This window comes from Terrabacter sp. 01T434, assembly GCF_056398545.1.
In genome coordinates this window covers 386,677-408,866 of record NZ_JBFTPP010000003.1, presented here as the reverse complement: position 1 = coordinate 408,866, position 22,190 = coordinate 386,677, and the positions used below count along the sequence as shown (strand labels likewise).

General features: G+C 71.6%; 22 protein-coding genes. 11 read left to right on the top strand and 11 right to left on the bottom strand.

Annotated elements, in window-relative coordinates; genetic code table 11:
- Positions 1-56: 56 nt before the first annotated feature.
- The 7 genes from AC1DIW_RS09390 to AC1DIW_RS09360 form a co-directional block, all read right to left on the bottom strand.
- On the bottom strand, positions 57-1,040 hold the full coding sequence (locus tag AC1DIW_RS09390) for an ERCC4 domain-containing protein (protein ID WP_478107671.1): 984 nt from the start codon (positions 1,038-1,040) through the stop codon (positions 57-59).
- A 197-nt stretch (positions 1,041-1,237) separates the two neighbouring features.
- Entirely contained in the window at positions 1,238-3,136 is a 1,899-nt protein-coding gene (locus AC1DIW_RS09385; protein ID WP_478107669.1) for a glycoside hydrolase family 15 protein, read from the bottom strand.
- Between the two features lie 273 nt (positions 3,137-3,409).
- Entirely contained in the window at positions 3,410-3,940 is a 531-nt protein-coding gene (locus AC1DIW_RS09380) for a glycine cleavage system transcriptional repressor (protein WP_478107667.1), read from the bottom strand.
- Positions 3,941-4,022: 82 nt separating this feature from the next.
- Positions 4,023-5,372: a hypothetical protein gene (locus tag AC1DIW_RS09375; protein ID WP_478107665.1), complete on the bottom strand. Its 1,350-nt coding sequence runs from the start codon at positions 5,370-5,372 to the stop codon at positions 4,023-4,025.
- Between the two features lie 213 nt (positions 5,373-5,585).
- On the bottom strand, positions 5,586-6,452 hold the full coding sequence (locus AC1DIW_RS09370) for an oxygenase MpaB family protein (RefSeq protein ID WP_478107663.1): 867 nt from the start codon (positions 6,450-6,452) through the stop codon (positions 5,586-5,588).
- 84 nt (positions 6,453-6,536) lie between these two features.
- Entirely contained in the window at positions 6,537-7,025 is a 489-nt protein-coding gene (locus tag AC1DIW_RS09365; protein ID WP_442277664.1) for a COX15/CtaA family protein, read from the bottom strand.
- A 136-nt stretch (positions 7,026-7,161) separates the two neighbouring features.
- Complete coding sequence (locus AC1DIW_RS09360) at positions 7,162-7,566, bottom strand: PPOX class F420-dependent oxidoreductase (RefSeq protein WP_478107661.1); 405 nt, start codon at positions 7,564-7,566, stop codon at positions 7,162-7,164.
- Positions 7,567-7,606: 40 nt separating this feature from the next.
- On the opposite strand from AC1DIW_RS09360, the gene AC1DIW_RS09355 reads away from it, so the two are divergent.
- Entirely contained in the window at positions 7,607-8,131 is a 525-nt protein-coding gene (locus AC1DIW_RS09355) for a 2'-5' RNA ligase family protein (RefSeq protein WP_478107659.1), read from the top strand.
- Between the two features lie 218 nt (positions 8,132-8,349).
- Positions 8,350-9,066 (top strand): SRPBCC family protein, encoded by a 717-nt coding sequence (locus AC1DIW_RS09350; protein WP_478107657.1) that lies wholly within the window; start codon positions 8,350-8,352, stop codon positions 9,064-9,066.
- Here AC1DIW_RS09350 and AC1DIW_RS09345 read toward each other — a convergent pair.
- A complete protein-coding gene (locus tag AC1DIW_RS09345) occupies positions 9,041-9,277 on the bottom strand; it encodes a PLDc N-terminal domain-containing protein (RefSeq protein ID WP_478107655.1) in 237 nt (78 codons plus the stop codon). The two genes, AC1DIW_RS09350 and AC1DIW_RS09345, sit on opposite strands and share 26 nt — an antisense overlap.
- A 52-nt stretch (positions 9,278-9,329) precedes the next feature.
- Positions 9,330-10,583: an ornithine--oxo-acid transaminase gene (rocD, locus tag AC1DIW_RS09340; RefSeq protein ID WP_478107653.1), complete on the bottom strand. Its 1,254-nt coding sequence runs from the start codon at positions 10,581-10,583 to the stop codon at positions 9,330-9,332.
- Between the two features lie 173 nt (positions 10,584-10,756).
- Between rocD and AC1DIW_RS09335 the strand changes: the two genes are divergently transcribed.
- Genes AC1DIW_RS09335 through AC1DIW_RS09325 form a run of 3 tightly spaced genes read left to right on the top strand, consistent with a single transcriptional unit; the run spans position 10,757 to position 14,355 of the window.
- Positions 10,757-12,184, top strand: a complete 1,428-nt coding sequence (locus AC1DIW_RS09335; RefSeq protein WP_478107652.1) for a cyclic 2,3-diphosphoglycerate synthase — start codon at positions 10,757-10,759, stop codon at positions 12,182-12,184.
- Positions 12,181-12,666 carry a hypothetical protein gene (locus tag AC1DIW_RS09330; RefSeq protein ID WP_478107650.1) on the top strand — a complete coding sequence of 162 codons (486 nt, stop codon included), beginning with the start codon at positions 12,181-12,183 and terminating at the stop codon, positions 12,664-12,666. Before AC1DIW_RS09335 ends, AC1DIW_RS09330 begins: the two co-directional genes overlap by 4 nt.
- Positions 12,667-12,684: 18 nt before the next feature.
- Positions 12,685-14,355: a DUF4389 domain-containing protein gene (locus AC1DIW_RS09325; RefSeq protein ID WP_478107648.1), complete on the top strand. Its 1,671-nt coding sequence runs from the start codon at positions 12,685-12,687 to the stop codon at positions 14,353-14,355.
- Between the two features lie 32 nt (positions 14,356-14,387).
- Here AC1DIW_RS09325 and AC1DIW_RS09320 read toward each other — a convergent pair whose 3' ends face one another.
- Complete coding sequence (locus AC1DIW_RS09320; protein WP_478107646.1) at positions 14,388-14,576, bottom strand: hypothetical protein; 189 nt, start codon at positions 14,574-14,576, stop codon at positions 14,388-14,390.
- A 143-nt stretch (positions 14,577-14,719) separates the two neighbouring features.
- Positions 14,720-15,649 (bottom strand): lysophospholipase, encoded by a 930-nt coding sequence (locus tag AC1DIW_RS09315; protein ID WP_478107644.1) that lies wholly within the window; start codon positions 15,647-15,649, stop codon positions 14,720-14,722.
- A 201-nt stretch (positions 15,650-15,850) separates the two neighbouring features.
- Here AC1DIW_RS09315 and AC1DIW_RS09310 point away from each other — a divergent pair, with 201 nt between their 5' ends.
- From AC1DIW_RS09310 to AC1DIW_RS09285, 6 genes are all read left to right on the top strand, one after another.
- Entirely contained in the window at positions 15,851-16,612 is a 762-nt protein-coding gene (locus AC1DIW_RS09310; RefSeq protein WP_442277653.1) for a DeoR/GlpR family DNA-binding transcription regulator, read from the top strand.
- Entirely contained in the window at positions 16,609-17,562 is a 954-nt protein-coding gene (gene pfkB, locus AC1DIW_RS09305) for a 1-phosphofructokinase (protein ID WP_478107642.1), read from the top strand. Before AC1DIW_RS09310 ends, pfkB begins: the two co-directional genes overlap by 4 nt.
- 51 nt (positions 17,563-17,613) lie before the next feature.
- Positions 17,614-19,659: a PTS fructose transporter subunit IIABC gene (locus tag AC1DIW_RS09300; RefSeq protein WP_478107640.1), complete on the top strand. Its 2,046-nt coding sequence runs from the start codon at positions 17,614-17,616 to the stop codon at positions 19,657-19,659.
- Between the two features lie 76 nt (positions 19,660-19,735).
- Positions 19,736-20,005 carry an HPr family phosphocarrier protein gene (locus tag AC1DIW_RS09295; RefSeq protein WP_478107638.1) on the top strand — a complete coding sequence of 90 codons (270 nt, stop codon included), beginning with the start codon at positions 19,736-19,738 and terminating at the stop codon, positions 20,003-20,005.
- 5 nt (positions 20,006-20,010) lie between these two features.
- A complete protein-coding gene (gene ptsP, locus AC1DIW_RS09290; RefSeq protein WP_478107637.1) occupies positions 20,011-21,693 on the top strand; it encodes a phosphoenolpyruvate--protein phosphotransferase in 1,683 nt (560 codons plus the stop codon).
- Positions 21,694-21,839: 146 nt separating this feature from the next.
- The gene (locus tag AC1DIW_RS09285; RefSeq protein ID WP_478107635.1) at positions 21,840-22,190 is read left to right on the top strand and encodes a hypothetical protein; all 351 of its coding nucleotides are present in this window, start codon (positions 21,840-21,842) and stop codon (positions 22,188-22,190) included.

Here is a 22,190-nt window from a genome sequence, read left to right as displayed (position 1 = left end):
GACCTGCCGCCCTCGAACGGTTCCCCGATTGCTTCGGCATGCCGTCCCGCCTTCGTTCAGCCGCGGGCGCGGTAGGCGTCCCAGATCTCCGGGCGCAGCCTGCCCCGGTCGCTGACCGGAAGGCCCTCGCCCAGCGCCCAGGCGCGCACCGCAGCGGTGCTGGGCTCGGGATCCGGCACCGGCCCAGCGGGCGTGAGGTCGGCCAGCCGGGCGTCGGCCAGGCCTTCCGCGCCCACCTCGCGCAACGCGGCCGCCAGGAAGCGGTACGTCCACTCCTGCGCGAGCGCGCGGGTCTCGGCGAAGACGATCGGCACGCTCGGATAGCGGGCCTGGCACTCGGCGATCGCGTCGGCAACCACCGCCGGGCGCACGTGCGTCAGGGCGAAGACGCGTGAGTAGCGCTCCTCCACCACGACGGCAGCCCGCGGTATGCCGCTGAGCTCGGCGAGCGCATACCTCAGCTTCCCGTTGAGCAGCGACGAGGAGAGGTCCTCGAGGCTCTTGCGTTCGACGGCGGCGACGACCCGACCGTCGAGCTCGACGGCGTAGTCACCGGCATCGAGGCGCTGCTTGCGCGTGCTCACCTGTTGCTGGCTGAAGCGCCAGGCGTAGCGTTCGTGCGCATCGACGACGATCTCCAGCGGGCCGGCCGTCTCACCGTCGACTGGGCTGCCGGCTGCGCGTGCTGTCGGGATGCGCACCGCGGGTCTGGCCTGCTTCGCCGTCCGGGCGCTCTGCCAGAAGATCGCCTCGCGGCCCTTGACGTGCGTCAAGACGAACTGCGACCGGCTCTCCTTGGTGCGGTCGAGGACGAGCTCGATGGCGGCGCCTCGTCGCACGCAGACCCGGGTTGCGACCCGCTCGACGACGTCCGCGTCCTCCGGCCAGCCGTCCGCCCGGTGACAGTAGACCTTGCTCGTGCGCGGCCAGGTGTCCTTGCTCTTCAGGACGATCCCGTGCTCGCCCAACGGGATTCGCACGAGGTAGGGCAGCGTGCTCGCCTCGTCCGGGTTGCGGGCGATGAGGAAGTCGTCAGGCACGCACCCATCGTGGCGTATCCGTGAGCTCCCGGCCGCTCTCGGCTCGCACGACCCCCGAGACCCTCATCGACGCAGGGCCCGCCACGCCCGGCAGCCGAGCTGAACCAAGACACTGCTCCGCGGTGCGCAGCAGTGTCTGAGTCCCAGGGGCGCCGCTCCATCGCCGCGCGGCCCGCCCGCCGGCCCCCACGGACTCGTCACATGTCTTGGTCTGCCGTCGGCTCCGCGGCGATGACGTGCATGACGGCGTTGATCAGGGCCAGGTGGGTGAACGCCTGCGGGAAGTTGCCGAGGTGCCGGCCGGTGTGGTGGTCGATCTCCTCGGCATAGAGCTCGAGCGGGCCGGCGAAGGACAGCAGCTTGGCGCACAGCTCGTGGGCCCGCTCGTGCTCGCCGATCTCGCACAGCGCCGAGACGAGCCAGAACGAGCAGATCGTGAAGGTGCCCTCCTCGCCGGTGAAGCCGTCGTCGGTCTCGTCGACCCGGTAGCGCAGCACCAGCCCGTCGACCGTCAGCTCGTCCGCGATGGCGAGCACGGTCGTCCGGATCACCGGGTGGTCCGGCGGCAGGAACCGCACGAGCGGCGCCAGCAGGAGCGACGCGTCCAGGGCCGGGCTCCCGTAGTACTGCGTCAGCACCCCACGCTCGTCGACGCCGTGCTCGAGGATGTCGGCCTTGATCTCGTCGGCGGCCAGCTGCCACTCGGCGGCCTGCGAGTCCTGCCCGATCATCGACGCCAGCCGGGCGCCGCGGTCGACCGCGACCCAGCACATGATCTTCGAGGAGGTGAAGTGCCGCAGCTCGCCGCGCACCTCCCAGATGCCGGCGTCCGGCTCGCGCCAGTGCTTGAGCGCCGCCTCGACCTGCTTGCCGAGGATCGGCCAGATCCGGCCGTCGAGGTGGTCGGCGACCTTGGAGTGCAGGTAGACCGAGTCGAGCAGCGCGCCCCAGACGTCGTGCTGCACCTGCGAGTGCGCGGCGTTGCCGATGCGCACGGGGCGCGACCCGGCGTACCCGGGCAGGTGGTCGAGCGTGGACTCGGGCAGGTCACGCTCGCCGCCGATGCCGTACATGATCTGCAGGTCGTCGTCGCGCTCCGCGACGTCGGCGATGAACGAGAAGAAGTCGACGGCCTCCCAGTCGAACCCGAGCGAGTACATCCCCCACAGGGCGAACGTCGCGTCGCGGATCCACGTGTAGCGGTAGTCGTAGTTGCGCGCGCCGCCGATGCTCTCCGGCAGCGAGGTCGTGGCCGCGGCCGCGATCGCCCCTGTCGGGGCATACGTCAGTCCCTTGAGGGTCAGGGCGCTTCGCTGGAGGTAGCTGCGCCACGGGTGGTCCGGGAAGCGGCCGCGGGCAAGCCAGTGCTGCCAGTGGTGCGCGGTCCACTCGAGTCGGTCGTGTGCCTCCTGGCTCGTCGTCGGCGGCGGCACCGCGCCCCAGGACAGGGCGACGAAGCGCTCGTCCCCCTCCTTGAGCAGCGTTCTCGCAGTGGCCTGCCCACCCTCGAAGCCGAGGCGCAGGTCGGTGGTGAGGGTGAGCGACACGTCGGAGAACTCGCCCTCCGCGTGCCCCTGGTGGTAGCCGCGCTCGCCGTGCGTCCACGTCACCGGCGTGCGCCCGTAGTCGAGCACCGGCTCGCACTCCATCACCGTCTGCACCTCGCCCGCCACGCACCGGATCGTCCGCAGCAGCGTGTGCTCGGCGTCGTAGTCCATCGGGGTGCGGTGGTGCTTCGGCGACACCCCCTCGTCGTGGTGCCACGGCCCGATGAGCATGACGTCGCGCACGATGATCCAGCCGGTCGGCGTCGCCCAGCTCGACTCGAGCACCATGGTGCCCGGCAGGTAGCGCCGCGCCGTCGGCACGCTGACGTCAGACGGGCCGAGCCGGAACCGACCCGCGTGCCGCCCGAGGAGCGCCCCGAAGATGCTCGGCGAGTCCAGTCTCGGCACGCACATCCAGTCGACGTCCCCGCCCGGCGCGATGAGGGCGGTCACCTCACCGTCGGAGAGGAAGCCGTAGTCCGCGATCGGCACAGCTGACGAGTGCGGGGTGCGCGGGGTCTGCTGCGGCGACTCGACGGATCCGTCCATGACCTCAGGGTGCGCGCGGGTCGGGGGGTGCGCAACTTCCGCAAGAAAGTCGCAAGATTGCTGCAAGTTCCGTCGATTCCCGACATATCACCACGCGTCAGGGTCTTCACTTGACGGAGTCGTCCACGGACGATCATGACTTGGCGGTTGGCCCGTTGCGGTACGTGAACCGTCCCGGGGCCCGAGCTCGCATCGCGAGGCGGGCCCCTTTGTCATGTCGTGAGAACGTCGGTAGACGTCTGAGTCACCTGGCGACCCAACGCACAGCGGACGTCAGGCGACGGCGATGTCGACGAGCAGCTCGGTGGCGAGCTGCTCCAGGTCCGCCCGCAGGGCGGCCGTGTCCGACCCGCCGGGCACCCGCACGACGACGTGGGCCTCGAAGAGCAGGCCGCCGGCCATCGGGGCCTCGCGCGTCCCCGTCGTCATCGTCTCGATCGACAGCTCGTGCCGGCTCAGCACCGACGACACCTCGCGCACGATGCCGGGGCTGTCGTTGCCGAGCAGGTCCACCGTCAGCCGTTGGGCCGAGGCGTCATCGGCCACCACGGTCGCGTCCACGGCCGACTCGGCCCCGGGGTGCGACGTCACCTCGAGCAGCCCCTCGAGCTCGTGCAGCGCCGCCGTCAGCTCCTCGACTCGATCCGCAGGGACGCCGACGACGACGATGCCGGCGAACTTGCCGGCCAGCTCGGCCAGCTGGCTGTCCTCCCAGTTGCCGTCGTGCGCGGTGACGACGTCCGCGAGAGCACTGACGAGGCCGGCGCGGTCGTCGCCGATGACGGTGAGCACGAGTCTGGGCACGCTCGCAGCCTACTGACCCCGGAACGGCACTCGGCGGCATACGGAGGAGTCCGTATGCCGCCGAGCGGGGTGTGTCAGGTCGTCAGCAGCCCGTGGCCGGTTGGCGGAAGCCGGGGAACGGGTTGAGGTCGCCCATCAGGGTGTAACGACCGCCTTGGCCGGACTGGTTCGCCTCGGAGCCGGTCGCGTTCGACGGCAGCCGCAGGAACCACGGCAGCAGGGCCTCGTCCTCGGGGTGGTAGTAGCCGTCGGCGCTCTGCGTGCCGTTCGGGTTCGGGCCCTGCAGGTAGGTGTTCGTGCCCTTGGCGAAGCCGATCCCGACGACGGGGTCGCCGGTCTCGAGGACGCTCGTGCAGCCGTACTGCGGAGCGGTCGGCGTGAGCCACGGGTTCACCCCGTTGTTGACGAACGGGTCGTCGGCCCACTCCGCGATCTCGTGGCTGACCGCGTGGATGTCCTGCAGCGCCCAGTCGGTGCCACCGTCCGGCCGCGAGTAGAAGCCGGGCCGTACGTAGGACGACCAGGCGAAGGTCTGGACCTTCGCGTTGCCCTGGCTGTGGGTGCTGCCGCCGCCGTTGCCGACCGCCCTGGTGCCGTGGTATCCGATGATGCAGCACTGGGTCGGGTCGTTGGCGCTGTGCAGGAAGATGTTGTCCGTCAGGTAGAGCGGCAGGTGGGTCGGGTCGGCGCTCTGCTCGAGGTTGTTGATCTTCGAGGACCACCAGCCCACGTCCACGTTGCCACCGAGCACGCCGCGCCCGCTCTGGATGAGCAGGCCCTGGTTGCTCGGGACCGTGATGGTCACCGGCGCGAGCACGTTGGCGTGCAGGCGCAGGTGGTAGTTGCTGGTGCCCGTCTTGGCGAACTGGGCACGCATCGTCGCGTCCTGCAGCTGCAGCGGGACGCCAGCGTCGAGCTGTGACAGGGGGCCGCCCTGGCCGCGGACAAAGGCAGGTGCCTGCGGGAAGGCGCCAGCAGCCGTGGCGGCCGGGGTGCTCCCGTAGTCGTTGTCGGCGAACTGCGGCGACGCGAGGGTGGCCGGCAGGACGTCGTTGCCGTCGAAGGTCTTGCCCCCGACGATCACCTTGATCGGCGTGATGTCGACCTGGATCGTCACGTCGCACGCAGCGCCGGAGCACGAGTGCGGGTCGGCGCCGACCATGTTGTAGCCGTAGGTGACTCCGTTCGACGGGTCCTTCGTCTGGCCGAACCAGTGCTGGATCGTCCGCGTCGTGGGCAGGACCGAGGCCCCGCCCATGGTGACCGTCGTGGCCTTGAGGTCGGCGTCGTTGATGAGCTGTGGCTCATTCGCCGACGTGGCAGTCGTGCCGGTGTTCGTGGTGCTGTGCGTGCTGGCGGTGGCTGCGCCGCCAGCCGCCAGGACCAAGGCGCCGGCGGCAAAGGCCGCCGTCGTCAGGGTGCGAATCGTCATGTGTTTTGGCTCCGTCCATGGGTTGTGGATCTGGCCCCCGATGGCCCGGAATGTAGCCCCCCGTGCCACATCGGCGGGATGTTCTGCGGACGGCAGTTTGCGAGGTCTGCGCGCGCACGCACGACGCTCAGAGGATTCACACGGTGTTGGCATCGAACTCCCAGCGGAGAACGGGCTGTCGAGCCGCTGGCACGGCCCCGTGGCGGGCCTCGGTCAGCTGGCGGCGAGACCGGCCATCCCCCAGCGCACGGCTGCCGTGCCGAGGTGCCCGAGCGGGCGCGCCACGAGGGTCGACACGACGCCGGGCAGCGGGATGCCGAGCATCTCGCGCGCCCATCCGGGCAAGAGGGACACGCCGCCGGAGGCGAGGGTGCCGTAGCCGGGCCGGGCGTAGAGGGGCAGGGGTGGGTCGAGCAGGAGGAAGCGCGCGGCCTCGCGGGCGGCCGACGTCGCCTCGAGCTCGGGGCGGTAGGCATCCAGGACCGCCCCCAGCTCGGTGACCGAGGTGGGCGGGTCGATGACGCCGAGCCGCGCGGCGGGGATCCCGGCCTGGGCGACGTAGACGTCGGCCTCGTCGGCGGTCAGCGGCGTGTCGCCGAAGGTCTGGTAGCCGCGCAGGAACGAGTCGATCTCGGCGACGTGGACCCACCTGAGCAGGTGCGGGTCGCCGGCGCGGTAGGGCCGGCCGAGGTGGTCCTTGCCGCGCACCCGCTCGTGGATCGAGCGGACCGTCGCGATGGCCTCCTCGGCGTGCTCGACCGTGCCGAAGGTCGTCGTCGCGAGGTAGTGGCTCGTGCGCTGCAGCCGGCCCCACGGGTCGCTCTTGTAGCCGCTGTGGCCGGCGACCCCGGCCATCGCCATCGGGTGCAGCATCTGCAGCAGCAGCGACGTGATGCCCGCGGGGAACATCGAGGCATCGGCGTGCACGCGCCACACGGGGTCGTCCGGCGTGAACCACCGCTCGCCCTCGGCGCCCCAGATGCGCTGCGCGCGCACCGGGGCGTCGTCGCCGGCCACCTTGCTGCGCAGCATCAGGCCGAGCTGGCGCTGGACCAGCCGGGTGCCTGCGGTGGGGCTCATGCTCGCCAACCTAACCGCAGGTCGGCGCGCCCACGAAACCACCCTGTCCAACGTTGGTCCAATGTTTGACAGGGTGGGACCAGGTCAGTCGGTCTCGGTCGTCCGCGAGGTGGTGCCGGGACCCGAAGCCTCCGGGCCGGCGTGCCGGGCCCGAAGCGGCAGCCAGACGGCGACCGCCATCGTGGCCATGGCGAGCGGCACGTGGATCGCGGTGAGCGAGTCCTTGCTGTCGTCGGCGATGAGGCCGCCGATGTAGGACTCGAGCACGAGCAGCAGGACGAGCGCCGTGCTGCCGAGGAGCAGATCCCGACGGTCTCGCAGCTTCACCCAGGCGATGACGAGCGCCACGACAGCGAGAGCGAGGGTGATCTCGCCGCCCCGGGCGTGGACCTCGATCCACGAGCTGGCGGCGTCACGCTCGCCGTCGTGCTCGAGGAAGATCCCGGCCCAGAGGCCCTGGAGCAGGACGAGCAGGGCCGCCAGGCCGGTGACGATGCTGAACAGGCGGCGGCCGGGCGCTCGGGTCGCCGACGTGGCGGGGGTGTGCTCGACACGGGTGGAGGCGGAAGTCATGGGTACTCCTCGATGAGGGAATCGTTCAGGCAGAACCGTCGAGCCTCCGGGGGCAAGGTGAACGCAGGGTGAACGGAAGGTAAGACGGAGGCCTGCCCAGCCTTGGAGAACCCTCCGAATCGAAGGTCGCGCGAGCTCAGCCGAGCCTGATCCGGATGCCGGCCCGCGGGGTCCGCGCCCGCACCCGGTCCGTGACCGCCGCGACCGCGTCGCCCAGCCGCGCCATGACGTACTTGCGCCCGATGGCGCGTTTGACCGCGGCCACGCCCTGCGGGCTGCGGTCGACGACGGCCGTGCCGGCATACGTCATCGCACCCTCGGGCACGCGCCCGCGGAAGTCGCACGGCCGCAGCTCGACCCGGGAGGTGTGCGCGAGGCGCTTGAGCTTGCCGCTCGGGTCGACGGTGACGGCGACGAGCTCGCCGCCGTCACGGGCGATCCACACCGGCGTCGACACGGGCGTCCCGTTGCGGCGGAACGTCGTCAGCGACACGTAGCGGTGGGCGTTGACGACGTCGAGGTCGTTCGGCACGGGACTCACCGGCCCAGCGTAGGCGGGGCGTGGGCGTCCACAATGAGCCATGGCGCTCGCGCTCTGTCTCCTGCTCGACCCCGTGTCCGACCGCCTCGTCCGCACGCTCTGGCGGCGGCTCGAGACGGAGGGGATCCCGACGCTGCTCACGCACACCCACGGCCAGCACGTGCCGCACCTGTCGTATGCCGTGCTGCTGGCCTGGGAGCAGGAGGCGGTGCGTTCCGCGGTCGACGGGCTCTGCGACGCCGGGCCGGTCGAGGTGGCCGTGCAGGGCACCGTCGTCTTCCCGCGCGGGCGGGCGGCGCTCGCCGGCTCGACCACAGCCGCCCTGGCCACCCGCCAGGCCCGCGCGGTCGAGGCGCTGCGGGCGACGGGCGCGACGATCCACCGGCACTACGAGCCGGGCCACTGGATGCCGCACGTGTCGGCGACGACGGGGGTGGCCGGCGCGCGGTTGCCGTCCGTCGTCGAAGCCGTCTCCGACCGCCTGCCGTTCACGCTGCGGTGCGACCGCGCCGCGCTCATCGACACGGCCGACGGAACCATGTGGGACCTGCCGGGCGTGCCATGAGGATGCGCACCGGCGTGTCGTCCCCGGCGCGGACCCGGACCGGAGGACAGTCGTAGTCAGGACAGGACTTCGGCGGTTGGCCCGTTGTGGTACGTGAACCGTCACTGGTGGCCCGGACTCGCAGGCGCGAGCCGGGCTCCATCCTTTCCGGGCCGATCCGGGCCGATCCGGGCTGAATCGCGTCGCCCGCCATGGATGCCCGGTCTACCGTGGTGAGCATGAGGCGAGTCCTCGCACCGGTCGTCGCACCGGTCGTCGTCGGTGCCGCGGCCCTGGCCGTGATCACGCTGCGCTGGTCTGCCCTGCACTGGGGCGCCACCACCGAGGAGACCCGCGAGCGCCTGCCCGGTGACGAGATCCTGCGCGACCCCGGGCTCGTCGCGACGCGCGCCATCACCATCGAGGCCCCGCCCGAGGAGGTCTGGCGCTGGGTCGTGCAGATGGGGGCCGACCGTGGCGGCTTCTACAGCTACGACCGGCTCGAGAACCTCGCGGGCTGCCGGTTGCACAGCGCCGACGCCGTCGTCGACGACTGGCAGCACCTGGCGCCCGGTGACCTGGTCCGCCTCCACCCCCAGGTGGCCCTCACGGTGGCCGCGGTCGACCCCGGTCGGTCGTTCGTCCTGCACGCGGCGCCCGCCATGCCGGGCGACCCGGCTGCAGCCCCCTACGACTTCACGTGGTCCTTCGTCCTGCGGCGCCACCCGCACCGCGCGACCCGGCTCATCACCCGCGAACGCTTCGCCTATCTCCACCGGTGGTCGCCGTTGTTCGTCGAGCCCGTCGCGGTCGCGAGCTCCCTGATGAGCCAGAAGATGCTGCGCGGCATCCGCGACCGCGCCGAGCGTCGCGGGACCGCCGGCGTCGGGACTGTCGGGATCAGGACAGCCGGGATCAGGACAGTCGGGATCAGGACAGCGGCACCGGAGCCGTGACCCGGCGCCCACGCGCGAAGTAGGCGAGCGGCCCGACGAAGTTGATCGCGATGATCGCCGCCCACTTGCCCTTGCTGCCCACGACCTCCTCCGTCGGGCGGCGCGCCAGATCGGCCCACGCGGCTGCCGCCAACGAAACCTGCACGCACCCCGCCACGACGATCGCTGCCTGCTGGCCGCTCGTCAGGTCCGACCACTTCTTCTTCGCCATGACCCCTCCTTGAAGGTCCCGAGCCATTCGTTCCAGCTCCGCCCCGGCCCTTTCAGCGCAGGATCGCGGCGAAGGCGTCGAGGAAGAGCTGGATCTCCATCTCGCCGATGACGAGCGGGGGAGCGATCCGCACCGTCGAGCCGTGGGTGTCCTTGACGAGGACGCCGCGCTCGAGCAGCCGGTGTGACGCCTCGCGTCCGGTCAGTAGCTGGGGGTCGAAGTCGACGCCGGCCCAGAGTCCGCGGCAGCGCACGGCCACGACGCCGTGACCGACCAGCTCGCGCAGCCCGCTCTCGAGCAGCGCCCCGAGCCGCCGCGCACGCTGCTGGAACTCACCCGTCGCGAGGAGCCCGACCACCGCCTGGCCGACCGCCGCGGCGAGCGGGTTGCCCCCGAACGTCGACCCGTGGCTGCCGGGCGTGAAGACGCCGAGCACGTCACGGTTCGCGACGACGGCCGAGACCGGGACGATGCCGCCTCCGAGCGCCTTGCCGAGCACGTAGACGTCGGGCACGACCCCCTCCACGTCGCACGCGAAGGTCGTGCCGGTGCGCCCCAGACCGGACTGGATCTCGTCGGCGACCATGAGCACGTTGCGGCGCCGGGTCAGCTCACGCACGTCGCGCAGCCAGCCGTCGGGCGGGAGGATGACCCCGCCCTCGCCCTGGATCGGTTCGAGCAGCACGGCGACGGTGTCGTCGGTGATGACCGCCTCGAGCGCCTCGATGTCGCCGAACGGCACCGTGTCGAAGCCCGGCGTGTAGGGGCCGTAGTGGTCGTGCGCGACCGGGTCGTCCGAGAAGCTGATGATCGTCGTCGTGCGGCCGTGGAAGTTGCCGGCCATGACGACGATCCGAGCCTGACCGTCGGGGACGCCCTTGACCTCGTAGCCCCAGCGCCGGACCGTCTTGATCGCCGTCTCGACGGCCTCGGCGCCGGTGTTCATCGGCAGCACGAGGTCCTTGTCCGCGAGCCTCGCGAGGTCGCGGCAGAAGGGGCCGAGCCGGTCGCTGTGGAAGGCGCGGCTCGTCAGCGTCAGCCGCTCGAGCTGGTCTCTGGCCGCCCCGACGAGCACCGGGTGCAGGTGACCGAAGTTGAGGGCGGAGTAGCCGGCCAGCATGTCGAGGTAGCGCCGTCCCTCGACGTCGGTGACCCAGGCCCCCTCGGCGTGCGAGAGCACGACGGGCAGCGGGTGGTAGTTGCTCGCCACCCACTCCTCGGCGAGGGAGACGTGTTCGTGCGTCGGGGTGCCCGGGGTCGGGACGGTCCGCTCACGGGCCCCGGGTCGTGCGGCCGTGTCACTCACCCTTCGATCGTGGCACTGGGCCCGGCGCTGGGTGTCGGAATGGGAGGTGATACCGCTCTCGGATCGCTGACGGGCCGACTCCCCGGTGGGAGACTCGAAGAGGCGGGTCCCGCAGCCAGGACTACTCAGTGGGGTGTGTCGGTCACGTCGGTGGCCCAGCCGCGGAGATGGCCATGAGCAACACCATGAACACCACCAGCACCGCCCCGCTCCATCGAACTCGCACCGTCATCCTCGGTGCAGCAGGACGCGACTTCCACGACTTCAACGTCGTCTTCCGTGACGACCCGACCTACGAGGTCGTCGCCTTCACCGCGACGCAGATCCCCGACATCGAGGGCCGTCGGTATCCGCCCGAGCTCGCGGGATCGCTGTATCCACAGGGCATTCCGATCCTTGCGGAGACAGAGCTGAGCGAGCTGCTCGAGCGCGACCACATCGACGTCGTCGTCTTCGCCTACTCGGACGTGCGCCACGAACAGGTCATGCACGTCGCCTCGCGCTGCATCGCGGCGGGCGCCGACTTCCGGCTCCACAGCGCGCGGCGCACCATGTTGCGCAGCTCCCGCCCGGTGATCGCCGTGACCGCCGTGCGCACCGGTGTCGGCAAGAGCCAGACCACCCGCTACCTGGCCCGGATGCTCACCGACCTCGGCCTGCGCGTCGTCGCGATCCGCCATCCGATGCCCTACGGCGACCTCGCCGCCCAGGCGTGCCAGCGTTTCGCGACATATGCCGACCTCGACCGGTACGAGTGCACGATCGAGGAGCGCGAGGAGTACGAGCCGCACCTCGACGCGGGTGTCGTCGTCTACGCCGGTGTCGACTACGAGCGGATCCTCCGGGAGGCCGAGCAGGAGGCCGACGTCATCCTCTGGGACGGCGGCAACAACGACCTGCCGTTCTACGTCCCCGACCTGCACGTCGTGCTCGCCGACCCGCTGCGCCCGGGCGACGAGGCGGCATACCACCCCGGCGAGGCCAACGTCCGGATGGCTGACGTCGTCGTCATCGCCAAGTGCGACTCGGCGCGGACGGCCGACGTCGAGGCCGTCGAGGCCTCGGTCCGGGAGCTCAACCCGCGCGCGACCGTGCTGCGCGCCGACAGCCCTGTCACCGTGGACGACCCGAGCGTCGTAGCCGGACGCCGCGTCATCGTCGTCGAGGACGGCCCGACCCTGACGCACGGGTCGATGACCTACGGCGCCGGAGTCGTCGGCGCCCGCGCGGCCGGTGCGGCACGGATCATCGACCCGACGCCGTATGCCGTGGGGTCGATCGTCGCGACCTACGCGAAGTACCCGAACGCGCGGGGTGTCCTGCCCGCCATGGGCTACGGCTCGGACCAGGTGCACGACCTCGAGGCCACGATCCGCGCGGCCGTCGAGGCGGGCGAGTGCGAGGCCGTCGTGACCGGCACGCCCATCGACCTCACGAGGGTGCTGACGGTGCCGGCGCCGCTCGTCCGAGCCCGGTACGACCTGCGCGAGCTCGTCCCCGGCGGCCTCGCCGCCGCGGTACGCGCCGCCCTGCCGCTGGACGCCCTCGGCGGCCATCGCGCCCCCTCCGCGGGCGCCACCCTCGCCGGGAGCGCGCCATGAGTGCCCCGGCCGAGCCCCGTCCCTCCGACTCACGCGACCACCGCTCAGGTCATCTTCGCGAACCTCGCGATGTCGCAACGGCACCCGGGCGGCGAGGAGGCTACGTCGGCTCCCTGCTCGTCAGCCTCATCATGCTCGTGCTCGTCAACGTGTGGCCCGGCTGGGAGGCCGTGCCGTTCCTCACCGGTCGCACCGTCCTCGTCCTCGGCGCCGTCAACGCCTCGATCATCGCGCGCGCGGTTGCTGATCTCGTCAACATCGTCCTGGACCTGCCTCGTGTGCGGGCCCTCGGCGACATCGTCTCCATCGGCTTCGGGCTCGCCGCGATCATCCAGGTCTGGCAGGTCTTCCCCCTCGATGTCATCGGCACCGCGTGGGAGGTCGTCGCCCGGGTTCTGCTCGTCATCGGCTTCGTGGGCAGCGGCATCGGCATCCTCGAAGCCTTCGTCCGGCTCGTTCGTGGCAACTTCCCCAGGATGTGAACCGCAATGACCTCACCCATGACCAACCCAGCCACCGGCCCGGGCCCCAACCCGGCCACCTACCCTGGCGGCTCTGCCGGGGGAAACCACCCGGGCGGCCGCCACCTCGTCGCCCTCATCATCGGCTGCCTGCTCATCCTCCCGGGCCTCGGACTGCTCCTCGGCGGCGCGGCCCTCGGCATCACGTATGCCGTCGCCCGGGACAGCGCCGGCTACCTGTCCCTGACGGTGCCCGTCCTGTCGAGCTCCTCGCCGGCCATCACCGCCGAGGACGCCGTCGTCGCCACCCGGCCCGACGTGCCGTCGTGGGTGTTCGACCGCCTCCAGGTCGACGTCCGCGTGACCGCCCGACCGCTGGCCTCCGGCAAGAACGTCTTCCTCGGCATCGCGCCCGCGGGCAGCCTGTCGGCCTACCTCGGCGGCGTCGCCCACGACCAGGTCATCGGCATCACCGATCCCCGCGCCGACGGTCAGCGCACGGCCGTGCTGCGGTCGACGCCAGGCGCCGACAGAGCAGCCGCCCCGACGCGACAGACGTTCTGGACCGCCTCGGCCACCGGCGCCGGCCAGCAGCAGCTGACCTGGCGTGTCACCGGCGGTCAGTGGTCTGCCGTCATCATGAACGCCGACGGCAGCAGTGGCGTGGCGGTCTCGTCGACGATCGGCATCCGGGCCGGATTCCTCCTGCCGCTGGCCCTGCTCATGGTGGGCCTCGGGCTCGTGATCACCGGTGGTGCGGTCGCGCTCATCATCATCGGCGCGAGCGGCAACCGCCCGTCGGCGCCCCCGTCAGCGCTGTCGCCGACGGCCGCTGCTTCGGTCGGCGCTCCGACCGCTGCTGCAACCGCCGCGCCGATGGCTGCGACGGCGTCTGCCGAGATGGTCCCGCACGCCCGGGCCGTGAGCCCGGTCGCCCTCGACGCACGCCTCGACGAACCGCTCTCGCGGTGGAAGTGGCTGGTCAAGTGGTTCCTCGCGATCCCGCACTTCTTCGTGCTGGGGTTCCTGTGGCTCGCCTTCTCGGTGGTCTGCGTCATCGCGTTCTTCGCGATCCTCTTCACCGGCCGCTACCCGCGTGGACTCTTCGACTTCAACCTCGGAGTCCTGCAGTGGTCGTGGCGCGTGTCCTACTACTGCAGCAGCGGGGGCCTCGGCACCGACCGCTACCCGCCGTTCAGCCTCGGGCCCGAGCCGGACTACCCGGCGCGCCTCGACATCGCCTACCCGGCGCGGCTCTCGCGCGGCCTCGTCCTCGTCAAGTGGTGGCTGCTCGCGATCCCGCAGTACATCATCGTCGGGCTGCTCGTCGGCGGCGGAACGTGGGCCTGGGACCGGACGAGGACCGGCGACTCGCACCTCGACGTGCTCGGTGGAGGTCTCATCGGCCTTCTCGTGCTCATCGCCGGGCTCTCGCTCCTGTTCGTCGGCTACTACCCACGGGCGCTCTTCGACCTCGTCATCGGCCTCAACCGCTGGGTCTACCGCGTCATCGCGTACGTCACCCTGATGACCGACGTCTACCCGCCGTTCCAGCTCGACGAGGGTGGCGCGGAAGTCCCGCCAGGGCCGCCGCCGCCTCCACCGCCGGTGCCCACCGACCGCGTCGAACCCGTCGAGCCGGGCCAGCCGGGCCAGCAGCCCGAGGCGGTCGAGCACATCGAGCAGCCGCCCCGTCAGTTCACCGGCTGACCGACCAGGTCAAGGCAGATCAACCGGAGCCCTCAGGGCTGGCGCCGCGGTCGGGAGAGCGCCAGCCCGAGGCCCGCGACGGCGACGATCGGGCCGATGACCGCCCACAGCGTGACGCCCGACATGGCGCTCCCGCCGACGTAGCCCAGTCCCTGCAACGTCCACAGCGCTCCGACGAGCAGCACGATGACGCCGATGATGATGCGCACGGGACGGCTCATGACGTGGCCCGCAGCCAAGTGCTCATGTCCCGACGCTACGTCACTGCTGCACGGGACGCAGCAGTGACGTAGCGACCGGAGGGTGTTCGCCTGGATCGCCTACGTCAGTGCTGCACGGGGCGCAGCAGTGACGTGGGGATCCGTCAGGCTGCGGCAGCGACGAGGTGGGCGTCGAGCCAGTTGACGATCTCGATCTCGACCTCGTCGCGGTTCGTCTCGTTGAGGATCTCGTGACGCGCCTCGGGCCACAGGGTCATCGTGACGTCCTTGACGCCGGCCCGCCGCAACTGGTCGGCGACCTGCCGCACGCCCTTGCCGTTGGCGCCGACCGGGTCCTTGTCGCCCGATGCGAGGTGCACCGGCAGGTCCTTGGGCACGCGCGAGGCGAGCTGGTCGGTGTTGACCTCGGCCAGACCCTTGAGGACGTCGGCGAAGGCCCCGGCGCTGAAGACGAACCCGCAGTCGGGGTCGTTGACGTACTTGTCGACCTCGGCGGGATCCCGCGAGAGCCAGTCGAACTCGGTGCGCGTCGGCTTGAAGGCGGAGTTGTACTGACCGAAGGTCAGGGTGTTCATCAGCCCGCTCGTGTGGGTGTGCCCGCGGAGGCGCGCCTGCGTGGAGGCGACGAGGACACCGACCTTGCCGAGGGCGCCGGCGCCGCCGGCGGTGCCGGTGAGGACGATGCCGGCGAGCTCGGACCCGTGCTGGGCGGCATACGCCCGGGCGAGGAACGAGCCCATGCTGTGGCCGAGGAGGAAGACCGGGAGGCCCGGGTGCTCCTCGCGCGCCCGCTCGGTCACGGCGTGCAGGTCGTCGAGCACGGTCTGCCACCCGTTGCTGGCGGCGAAGCTGGCGCGCGGCCCGGACGTGCGACCGTGCCCCCGGTGGTCGGAGCCGTAGACGGCATACCCATGGTCTGTGAGGCGCTGCGCGAAGCGCGCGTAGCGACTCGAGTGCTCGGCCATCCCGTGCACGATCTGCACGACGGCCCGGGCGTCTCCGTCGGGGAGCCAGCGGTTGACGAAGACGTCGGTGCCGTCGGCCGTGGCCAGCGTGAACGTGCTGCTCTGCATGGCCGAACTGTATGCCGGGTGCCTCGCCGCCGCTCGGATCCGCTCCGTTCCACTGGCGTCCGCTTTGCCGGATTCGGGGTGGTTCACCTTCAAACCCACAAAAACGGGTGCCCGAATCTATTTACTTCACACCGAGCCGGTGGTTTCCTTGTGTCACGGCCCGGAGGGGCACGACGCAGACCACCAGGACGAGGGAGTCCGATGTACGCAGCGGAGCGACAGCAGCGCATCATCGCCGAGGCACGCCGTGCCGGCCGCGTCGAGGTCACCGCGCTAGCCGACTCCCTCGGCGTCGCCGCCGAGACGGTCCGTCGCGACCTCACCGCCCTCGAGCGCCGAGGCTCCCTGCGCAGGGTGCACGGGGGCGCCATCCCCGTCGAGCGCCTCGAGGTGGAGCCGACGCTCGCCACCCGCTCCGGCCGCCTCACCGACGTCAAGCGCCGTATCGCGGCCCGCGCCCTCGACGAGCTGCCCAGTGGCGGCAGCATCATCCTCGACGCCGGCTCGACCACCCTCGCGGTCGCCGAGATGCTCCCGCCCGACCTCGACCTCACGGTCCTGACCAACAGCCTCGCCGCCGCGACCGTCCTGTCGACGCACCCCGGCATCACGCTCTACCTCCTGGGCGGCCGCGTCCGCGGCACGACCGGGGCCGCCGTCGGCGACTGGGCCACCGGCCCCCTCTCGGACGTCGTCGTCGATGTCGCGATCATCGGCACCAACGGGCTCTCGGTCGCTCGCGGCCTGACGACGCCGGACCAGTCCGAGTCCCTCGTCAAGCGCGCCATGGTCGGCGCCGCCCGCAAGTGCGTGGTCCTCACCGACTCGAGCAAGGCCGGGGACGACCACCTGCACCGATTCGCCCAGCTCGGCGAGGTCGACGTCGTCATCACCGACACCGACCTCGACGACGACGTCGCCGCCGAGATCCGTGCGGCCGGACCGGAAGTGGTGACCGCATGATCGTCACGCTCACGCCCAACCCGAGCATCGACCGCGCCGTCCTCATCGACGCGCTCCGTCGCGGCGAGGTGCACCGGGCGAGCAGCAGCCGCATCGACCCGGGCGGCAAGGGCGTCAACGTCGCTCGCGCCCTGGCAGCCCAGGGCGACGCGACGGTGGCGGTGCTGCCGAGCGGCGGACCCGAGGGCCACCTGCTCGAGGACCTGCTCGACGCCGCCGGGGTCGCCTACGCGTCCGTGCCGGTGCGCGGCTCGGTCCGGATGAACATCAGCGTCCTCGAGCCAGACGGCACGACGACGAAGCTCAACGAGCCCGGTCCCACCCTGTCGTCCGCCGAGGTCGAGGCGCTGCTCGCCACGACCCTCGAGCGCGCCGACGGGGCCGAGCGTGCCGACTGGGTGGTCGGCTGCGGCAGCCTGCCCCCGGGGGCACCGACCGACCTGTATGCCGCCCTCGTCACCCGGGTGCGCGAGCGGGGCGGCCGCATCGCCATCGACTCGTCCGGGGCGCCGTTCGCGGCGGCGGTGGCGGCGAGGCCGCACCTCATCAAGCCCAACCACGAGGAGCTCGCCGAGCTCGTAGGCCACGACCTGCCGACCCTGGCCCACGTCCGCGACGCCGCCCGGGAGCTCGTCGCCGGCGGCATCGACCTCGTCGCCGTCAGCCTCGGCGGTGACGGCGCCCTGCTCGTGACCGCCGACGAGTGCGCGCACGCCAGGGCGACGATCACCACGCCCTTGTCCACCGTGGGCGCCGGCGACTGCATGCTCGCCGGCCTGCTCCACGGCCTGTCCACCGGTCGCGGCCCGGCGGACGCCCTCCTGACGGGGGTGACGTGGGGGGCCGCGGCGGTCACCCTCCCCGGAAGCCGCGTGCCCGCACCCGACGACCTCGACGGCATACGCGCTGAGCTGACCCGCGAGCCCGACTTCGACCGCGTCCTCTCGTGACGCGCCCACAGACGCCGAACCACTGATCGTCCCTCCGGAAAGGAAAATCCCATGTCCCTGATCACCGAAGAGCAGGTCGTCCTCGACCTCACCGGTGCCGATCGCCACGAGGCGACCCGGAGGCTCGGCGAGCGCCTCGTCGCCTCGGGCCGGTGCACCGACATCGACACGTTCCTGGGCGACGTGCGCAAGCGCGAGGAGACCATGGCGACCGGGCTGCCCGGCGGCATCGGCATCCCGCACGCCCGGAGCACCGCCATCACCGAGCCGTCGCTCGTCTTCGGCCGCTCCGCCGACGGGATCGACTGGGGTGCCAAGGACGGTCCGGCCACCCTGATCTTCCTCATCGCGGCGCCCGAGGGTGGCGGTGACGCCCACATGCAGATGCTGCCCAAGCTCGCCCGCGCTCTGATGAAGAAGGACTTCAAGGCCGCGCTCGCCGCCGCGACGACCGAGGCCGAGGTCGTCCGGATCGTCAGCAACGAGGTCGCGCTCGACCAGCCGGCCGCCGCAGCGACTGCCGACCGCACCGGCGCTGCCGCTGCACCGGCAGCCAAGCGCGTGCTCAACCTCGTCGGTGTCACGTCCTGCCCGACCGGCATCGCGCACACCTACATGGCGGCCGAGGGCCTGGAGAACGCCGCGCAGGCAGCAGGCCACACGATCAGGGTGGAGACCCAGGGGTCGGCCGGGTCCACGCCGCTCGGCGCCGACGTCATCGCCGCCGCCGACGCGGTGATCTTCGCCCACGACCTGCCGGTCAAGGACGCGGGCCGCTTCGCCGGCAAGCCGCTCGTCGACGTCGGCGTCAAGAAGGGCATCTCCGACGGCCCCGCGCTCGTCACCCAGGCCGAGCAGCTCGTCGCCGAGTGGGACGCCGACCCCAGCAAGGCCGCGGCGTCCGCCGCGGCGGCATCCGCAGGCGGGGGAGCCGGCGGCCTCACGTCGAAGGTCGAGAGCGGCGCGAGCACGGGCACGAAGATCCGGCAGTGGCTGATGACCGGTGTGTCCTACATGATCCCGTTCGTCGCGGCCGGGGGCATCCTCATCGCCCTGTCCTTCATGCTCGCCCAGGTCGCGCTCGGCGCCGAGGGCCCGATCGAGATCGTCAAGTACAACCTGACGTCGCCCGACCAGTACAACATCGCCCAGAACTTCAGCGCCCTCAGCCTGACCTCGTGGGCTGGGCTGCTCTTCGTCATCGGCGGGGCCTCCTTCGGGTTCCTCGTCCCGATCCTCTCCGGCTTCATCGCCTTCGCGATCGCCGACCGACCGGGTCTCGTCCCGGGCATCGTCGGCGGCTCGATCGCCTTCACGATGGGCGCCGGCTTCCTCGGCGGCCTCGCCACCGGCTTCCTCGGCGGCTTCGTGGCGCGGTGGATCTCGCAGTGGAAGGTCGCCAAGGGGGTGCGCGGCGTCATGCCCGTCGTCGTCATCCCGCTCCTGTCGACCCTCATCACCGCAGGACTGTTCATCGCCGTCCTCGGCAAGCCGATCAAGGCCCTGAGCGACGCCCTGACCGCCGGCCTGAACAACATGAGCGGTTCGAGCGCCATCCTGCTCGGCGTCCTGCTCGGCGCGATGATGGGTTTCGACCTCGGTGGCCCGGTCAACAAGGCGGCCTACTTCTTCGCCACGGCGGGGCTGGCCACGGCGGGCACGGCAACCGACTCACCGCAGCTGAAGATCATGGCCGCGGTCATGGCCGCCGGGATGGTGGCGCCGCTCGCGATGGCGCTCGCCACGACGATCCGCCCGCAGCTCTTCTCCGAGCCCGAGCGGGAGAACGGCAAGGCGGCCTGGCTGCTCGGCGCCTCGTTCATCTCCGAGGGCGCGATCCCCTTCGCAGCTGCCGACCCGGTGCGCACGATCAGCTCCTCGGTGATCGGCTCGGCCGTCACCGGTGGCCTCGTGATGATGTTCGGGGCGACGCTCCGCGCCCCGCACGGAGGGATCTGGGTGCTGCCCCTCATCGGCAACTTCCTTCTCTTCCTGCTCGCCCTGGTCATCGGCGTCCTCGTGATGACGGTCATCGTCGTCGCCCTCAAGTCCCGAGACACACACCTCGCAGAGGTCGACGCGAGCGCTACCGTCTGATCAGGGCGTGACCTCGATCGCCGTCTGATCCTTCTCGACAGCACGACCACCCGTTATCCAACGAAGGAGCACGTCCATGGCAACCCGCACCGTCACCATCGCCTCGTCGGTGGGCCTGCACGCCCGCCCGGCCGCCCTCTTCGTCGAGGCCGCGACCGAGTCCGGCCTCGACGTCGAGATCGCCAAGCCCGGTGAGGACCCGGTCGACGCGACGAGCATCCTCGGCGTCATGGCCCTCGGGGCCAAGTACGGCGAGGAGGTCATCCTGACGGCCGACGGCGACGGCGCCGACGAGACGCTCGACTCGCTGGTCGCGCTCCTCTCGCGCGACCTCGACGCGGAGTAACGACCATGGCCGAGTCGGAGACCAGGCACGGCATCGGGGTCAGCCCGGGGACGGCATACGGACCGGTGGTGCAGGTCGCGCCACCGGTCCGGCCGCCGGTCGGCGAGGGCGCGGTCGACGACGAGGAGGCGGCGCTCGCCGACGTGCGGGCGGCCTTCGAGTCGGTCGCCGTCTCGCTCGAGGAGCGGGCGACGCGGGTCGACGACACGGCCCAGCAGATCCTCAAGGCGACCGCCCTCATCGCGCGCGACAAGGGCCTCGTCAAGGCCGCGGCCAAGGAGCTCGCTGCCGGCCACGGCCGGGCGCACTCCATCGACAACGCCGTGGAGACGTATGCCGCCCAGTTCGAGGCGCTCGGCGGCTACTTCGCCGAGCGGGTGGCCGACCTGCGTGACGTCGGCTCACGCGCGGTCGCCGCGGTGCTCGGGGTCCCGGCCCCCGGCGTGCCCTCCTTCTCCGAGCCGAGCGTCATCGTTGCGGAGGACCTCGCGCCCGCCGAGACAGCGACCCTCGACCGGCGGCTCGTCGTCGGCATCATCACCGAGGCCGGCGGCCGCACGAGCCACACCGCGATCCTCGCCGCGCAGATGGGGATCCCCGCCGTCGTGCAGCTCGCGGACGCCACCGAGATCCCGCCCGGCACCCCCGTCGCGCTCGACGGGGACACCGGCGAGGTGACGATCGACCCCGACATGGCGCACGTCACCGCCCAGCGGGAGCGAGCCGCCCGTCGGGCGGAGGCGCTGGCCCATCTCTCGGGTCCCGGACGCACCTCCGACGGTGTCGAGATCGCGCTGCTCGCCAACATCGGCGGCGTCGAGGACGCCGTCGCTGCCGGAGCCCAGGACCTCGAGGGGGTCGGGCTCTTCCGCACCGAGTTCGTCTACCTCTCCGCGACCAAGGCGCCGACCGTCGAGGAGCAGACCGAGATCTACCGCGGCGTCTTCGCGCCGTTCGAGGGGCGGCGCGTCGTCGTGCGCACCCTCGACGCCGGCGCCGACAAGCCGCTGAAGTTCGCCGACCTCGGGCCGGAGGAGAACCCGGCGCTCGGGCGTCGCGGCCTGCGCCTCTCGGCCGAGCGACCCGACCTGCTCGACGCCCAGCTCGAGGCGCTCGCCATCGCCGCCCGCGAGACCGGCGCCGACGTCCGGGTCATGGCGCCGATGGTCGCCACGGCGGAGGAGGCGGCGTGGTTTGCGCGGCGTGTCCGCGAGAACGGGCTGCCCAAGGCCGGCGTCATGATCGAAGTGCCGGGGGCCGCGCTGCGGGCCCACGACGTGCTCGGCGAGGTCGACTTCGGCTCGCTCGGCACCAACGACCTCGCGCAGTACACGATGGCGGCCGACCGCATGCAGGGCGCCCTGTCCGACCTGCTCGACCCGTGGCAGCCCGGCGTGCTCGATGTCGTCGGCCTCGCCTGCGAGGGTGCGGCCCGCGCGGACCGGCCCATCGGCGTCTGCGGCGAGTCGGCCGGTGACCCGCTGCTCGCGCTCGTCCTCGTCGGGCTCGGCGTCTCGTCACTGTCGATGGCGCCGAGCAAGGTCCCGGTCGTGCGCCTGGCGCTCTCGCTGCACTCGGTCGCCGACTGCCAGGCGATCGCCGCGGCTGCCCGTGGTGCCCGCACCGCCGTGGACGCTCTCAACGCGGTCCGCGAGGCCGCGAGGACCGAGCTCACCGACCTGCTCTGACGCGGCCTCGAGGAACTCGTGTCGTGTGACCGAGCTCATGCGGGTGGTACCAGCCTCATTCGGACGAAACGGATGTATTCACAAGGGCGCTGGATAGACTCGCCGTGGACGTCGACAACGACGTCCGAGCGGCAAAGGAGCTCGCCATGGGCACGTCCAGCCTCTTCATGGATCAGGTCCGACTCGAGGACGGGTACCACGAGGATGACCTCCCCTTCATCGAGCACGCGCTGACCCAGCTCTTCACGCAGCTGGAGCGCTTCGACCCGTCGATGGTCCAGATCGGGCTGCGGGTCAAGGACCGCGGCCGGCCGGGCATGCACACCTCGGTCGAGGTCTGCGTCAGCGGCCTGCCGACCGTCGTCGGCGTCTCGAACCTGACCGACACCCAGGCCGCGCTCAACGACGCCGAGTCGAAGGTCGTGTCGCAGCTGCGCGAGGCGGCCGACCGGCACCACGACCGTCGCCCGCGGCAGCAACGCCAGCCCCGTAACTGA

Excerpts from the sequence above, each read along its gene's own strand:
- AC1DIW_RS09335 (WP_478107652.1), top strand. The coding sequence starts at position 10,757 with ATGAGCAACACCATGAACACCACCAGCACCGCCCCGCTCCATCGAACT.
- ptsP (WP_478107637.1), top strand. The coding sequence starts at position 20,011 with ATGGCCGAGTCGGAGACCAGGCACGGCATCGGGGTCAGCCCGGGGACG.
- AC1DIW_RS09330 (WP_478107650.1), top strand. The coding sequence starts at position 12,181 with ATGAGTGCCCCGGCCGAGCCCCGTCCCTCCGACTCACGCGACCACCGC.
- AC1DIW_RS09315 (WP_478107644.1), bottom strand. The coding sequence starts at position 15,649 with ATGCAGAGCAGCACGTTCACGCTGGCCACGGCCGACGGCACCGACGTC.
- AC1DIW_RS09365 (WP_442277664.1), bottom strand. The coding sequence starts at position 7,025 with ATGACTTCCGCCTCCACCCGTGTCGAGCACACCCCCGCCACGTCGGCG.
- AC1DIW_RS09325 (WP_478107648.1), top strand. The coding sequence starts at position 12,685 with ATGACCAACCCAGCCACCGGCCCGGGCCCCAACCCGGCCACCTACCCT.
- AC1DIW_RS09355 (WP_478107659.1), top strand. The coding sequence starts at position 7,607 with ATGGCGCTCGCGCTCTGTCTCCTGCTCGACCCCGTGTCCGACCGCCTC.
- AC1DIW_RS09285 (WP_478107635.1), top strand. The coding sequence starts at position 21,840 with ATGGGCACGTCCAGCCTCTTCATGGATCAGGTCCGACTCGAGGACGGG.
- AC1DIW_RS09300 (WP_478107640.1), top strand. The coding sequence starts at position 17,614 with ATGTCCCTGATCACCGAAGAGCAGGTCGTCCTCGACCTCACCGGTGCC.
- pfkB (WP_478107642.1), top strand. The coding sequence starts at position 16,609 with ATGATCGTCACGCTCACGCCCAACCCGAGCATCGACCGCGCCGTCCTC.
- AC1DIW_RS09295 (WP_478107638.1), top strand. The coding sequence starts at position 19,736 with ATGGCAACCCGCACCGTCACCATCGCCTCGTCGGTGGGCCTGCACGCC.
- AC1DIW_RS09370 (WP_478107663.1), bottom strand. The coding sequence starts at position 6,452 with ATGAGCCCCACCGCAGGCACCCGGCTGGTCCAGCGCCAGCTCGGCCTG.
- AC1DIW_RS09375 (WP_478107665.1), bottom strand. The coding sequence starts at position 5,372 with ATGACGATTCGCACCCTGACGACGGCGGCCTTTGCCGCCGGCGCCTTG.
- AC1DIW_RS09350 (WP_478107657.1), top strand. The coding sequence starts at position 8,350 with ATGAGGCGAGTCCTCGCACCGGTCGTCGCACCGGTCGTCGTCGGTGCC.
- AC1DIW_RS09320 (WP_478107646.1), bottom strand. The coding sequence starts at position 14,576 with ATGAGCCGTCCCGTGCGCATCATCATCGGCGTCATCGTGCTGCTCGTC.
- AC1DIW_RS09310 (WP_442277653.1), top strand. The coding sequence starts at position 15,851 with ATGTACGCAGCGGAGCGACAGCAGCGCATCATCGCCGAGGCACGCCGT.
- AC1DIW_RS09345 (WP_478107655.1), bottom strand. The coding sequence starts at position 9,277 with ATGGCGAAGAAGAAGTGGTCGGACCTGACGAGCGGCCAGCAGGCAGCG.
- AC1DIW_RS09385 (WP_478107669.1), bottom strand. The coding sequence starts at position 3,136 with ATGGACGGATCCGTCGAGTCGCCGCAGCAGACCCCGCGCACCCCGCAC.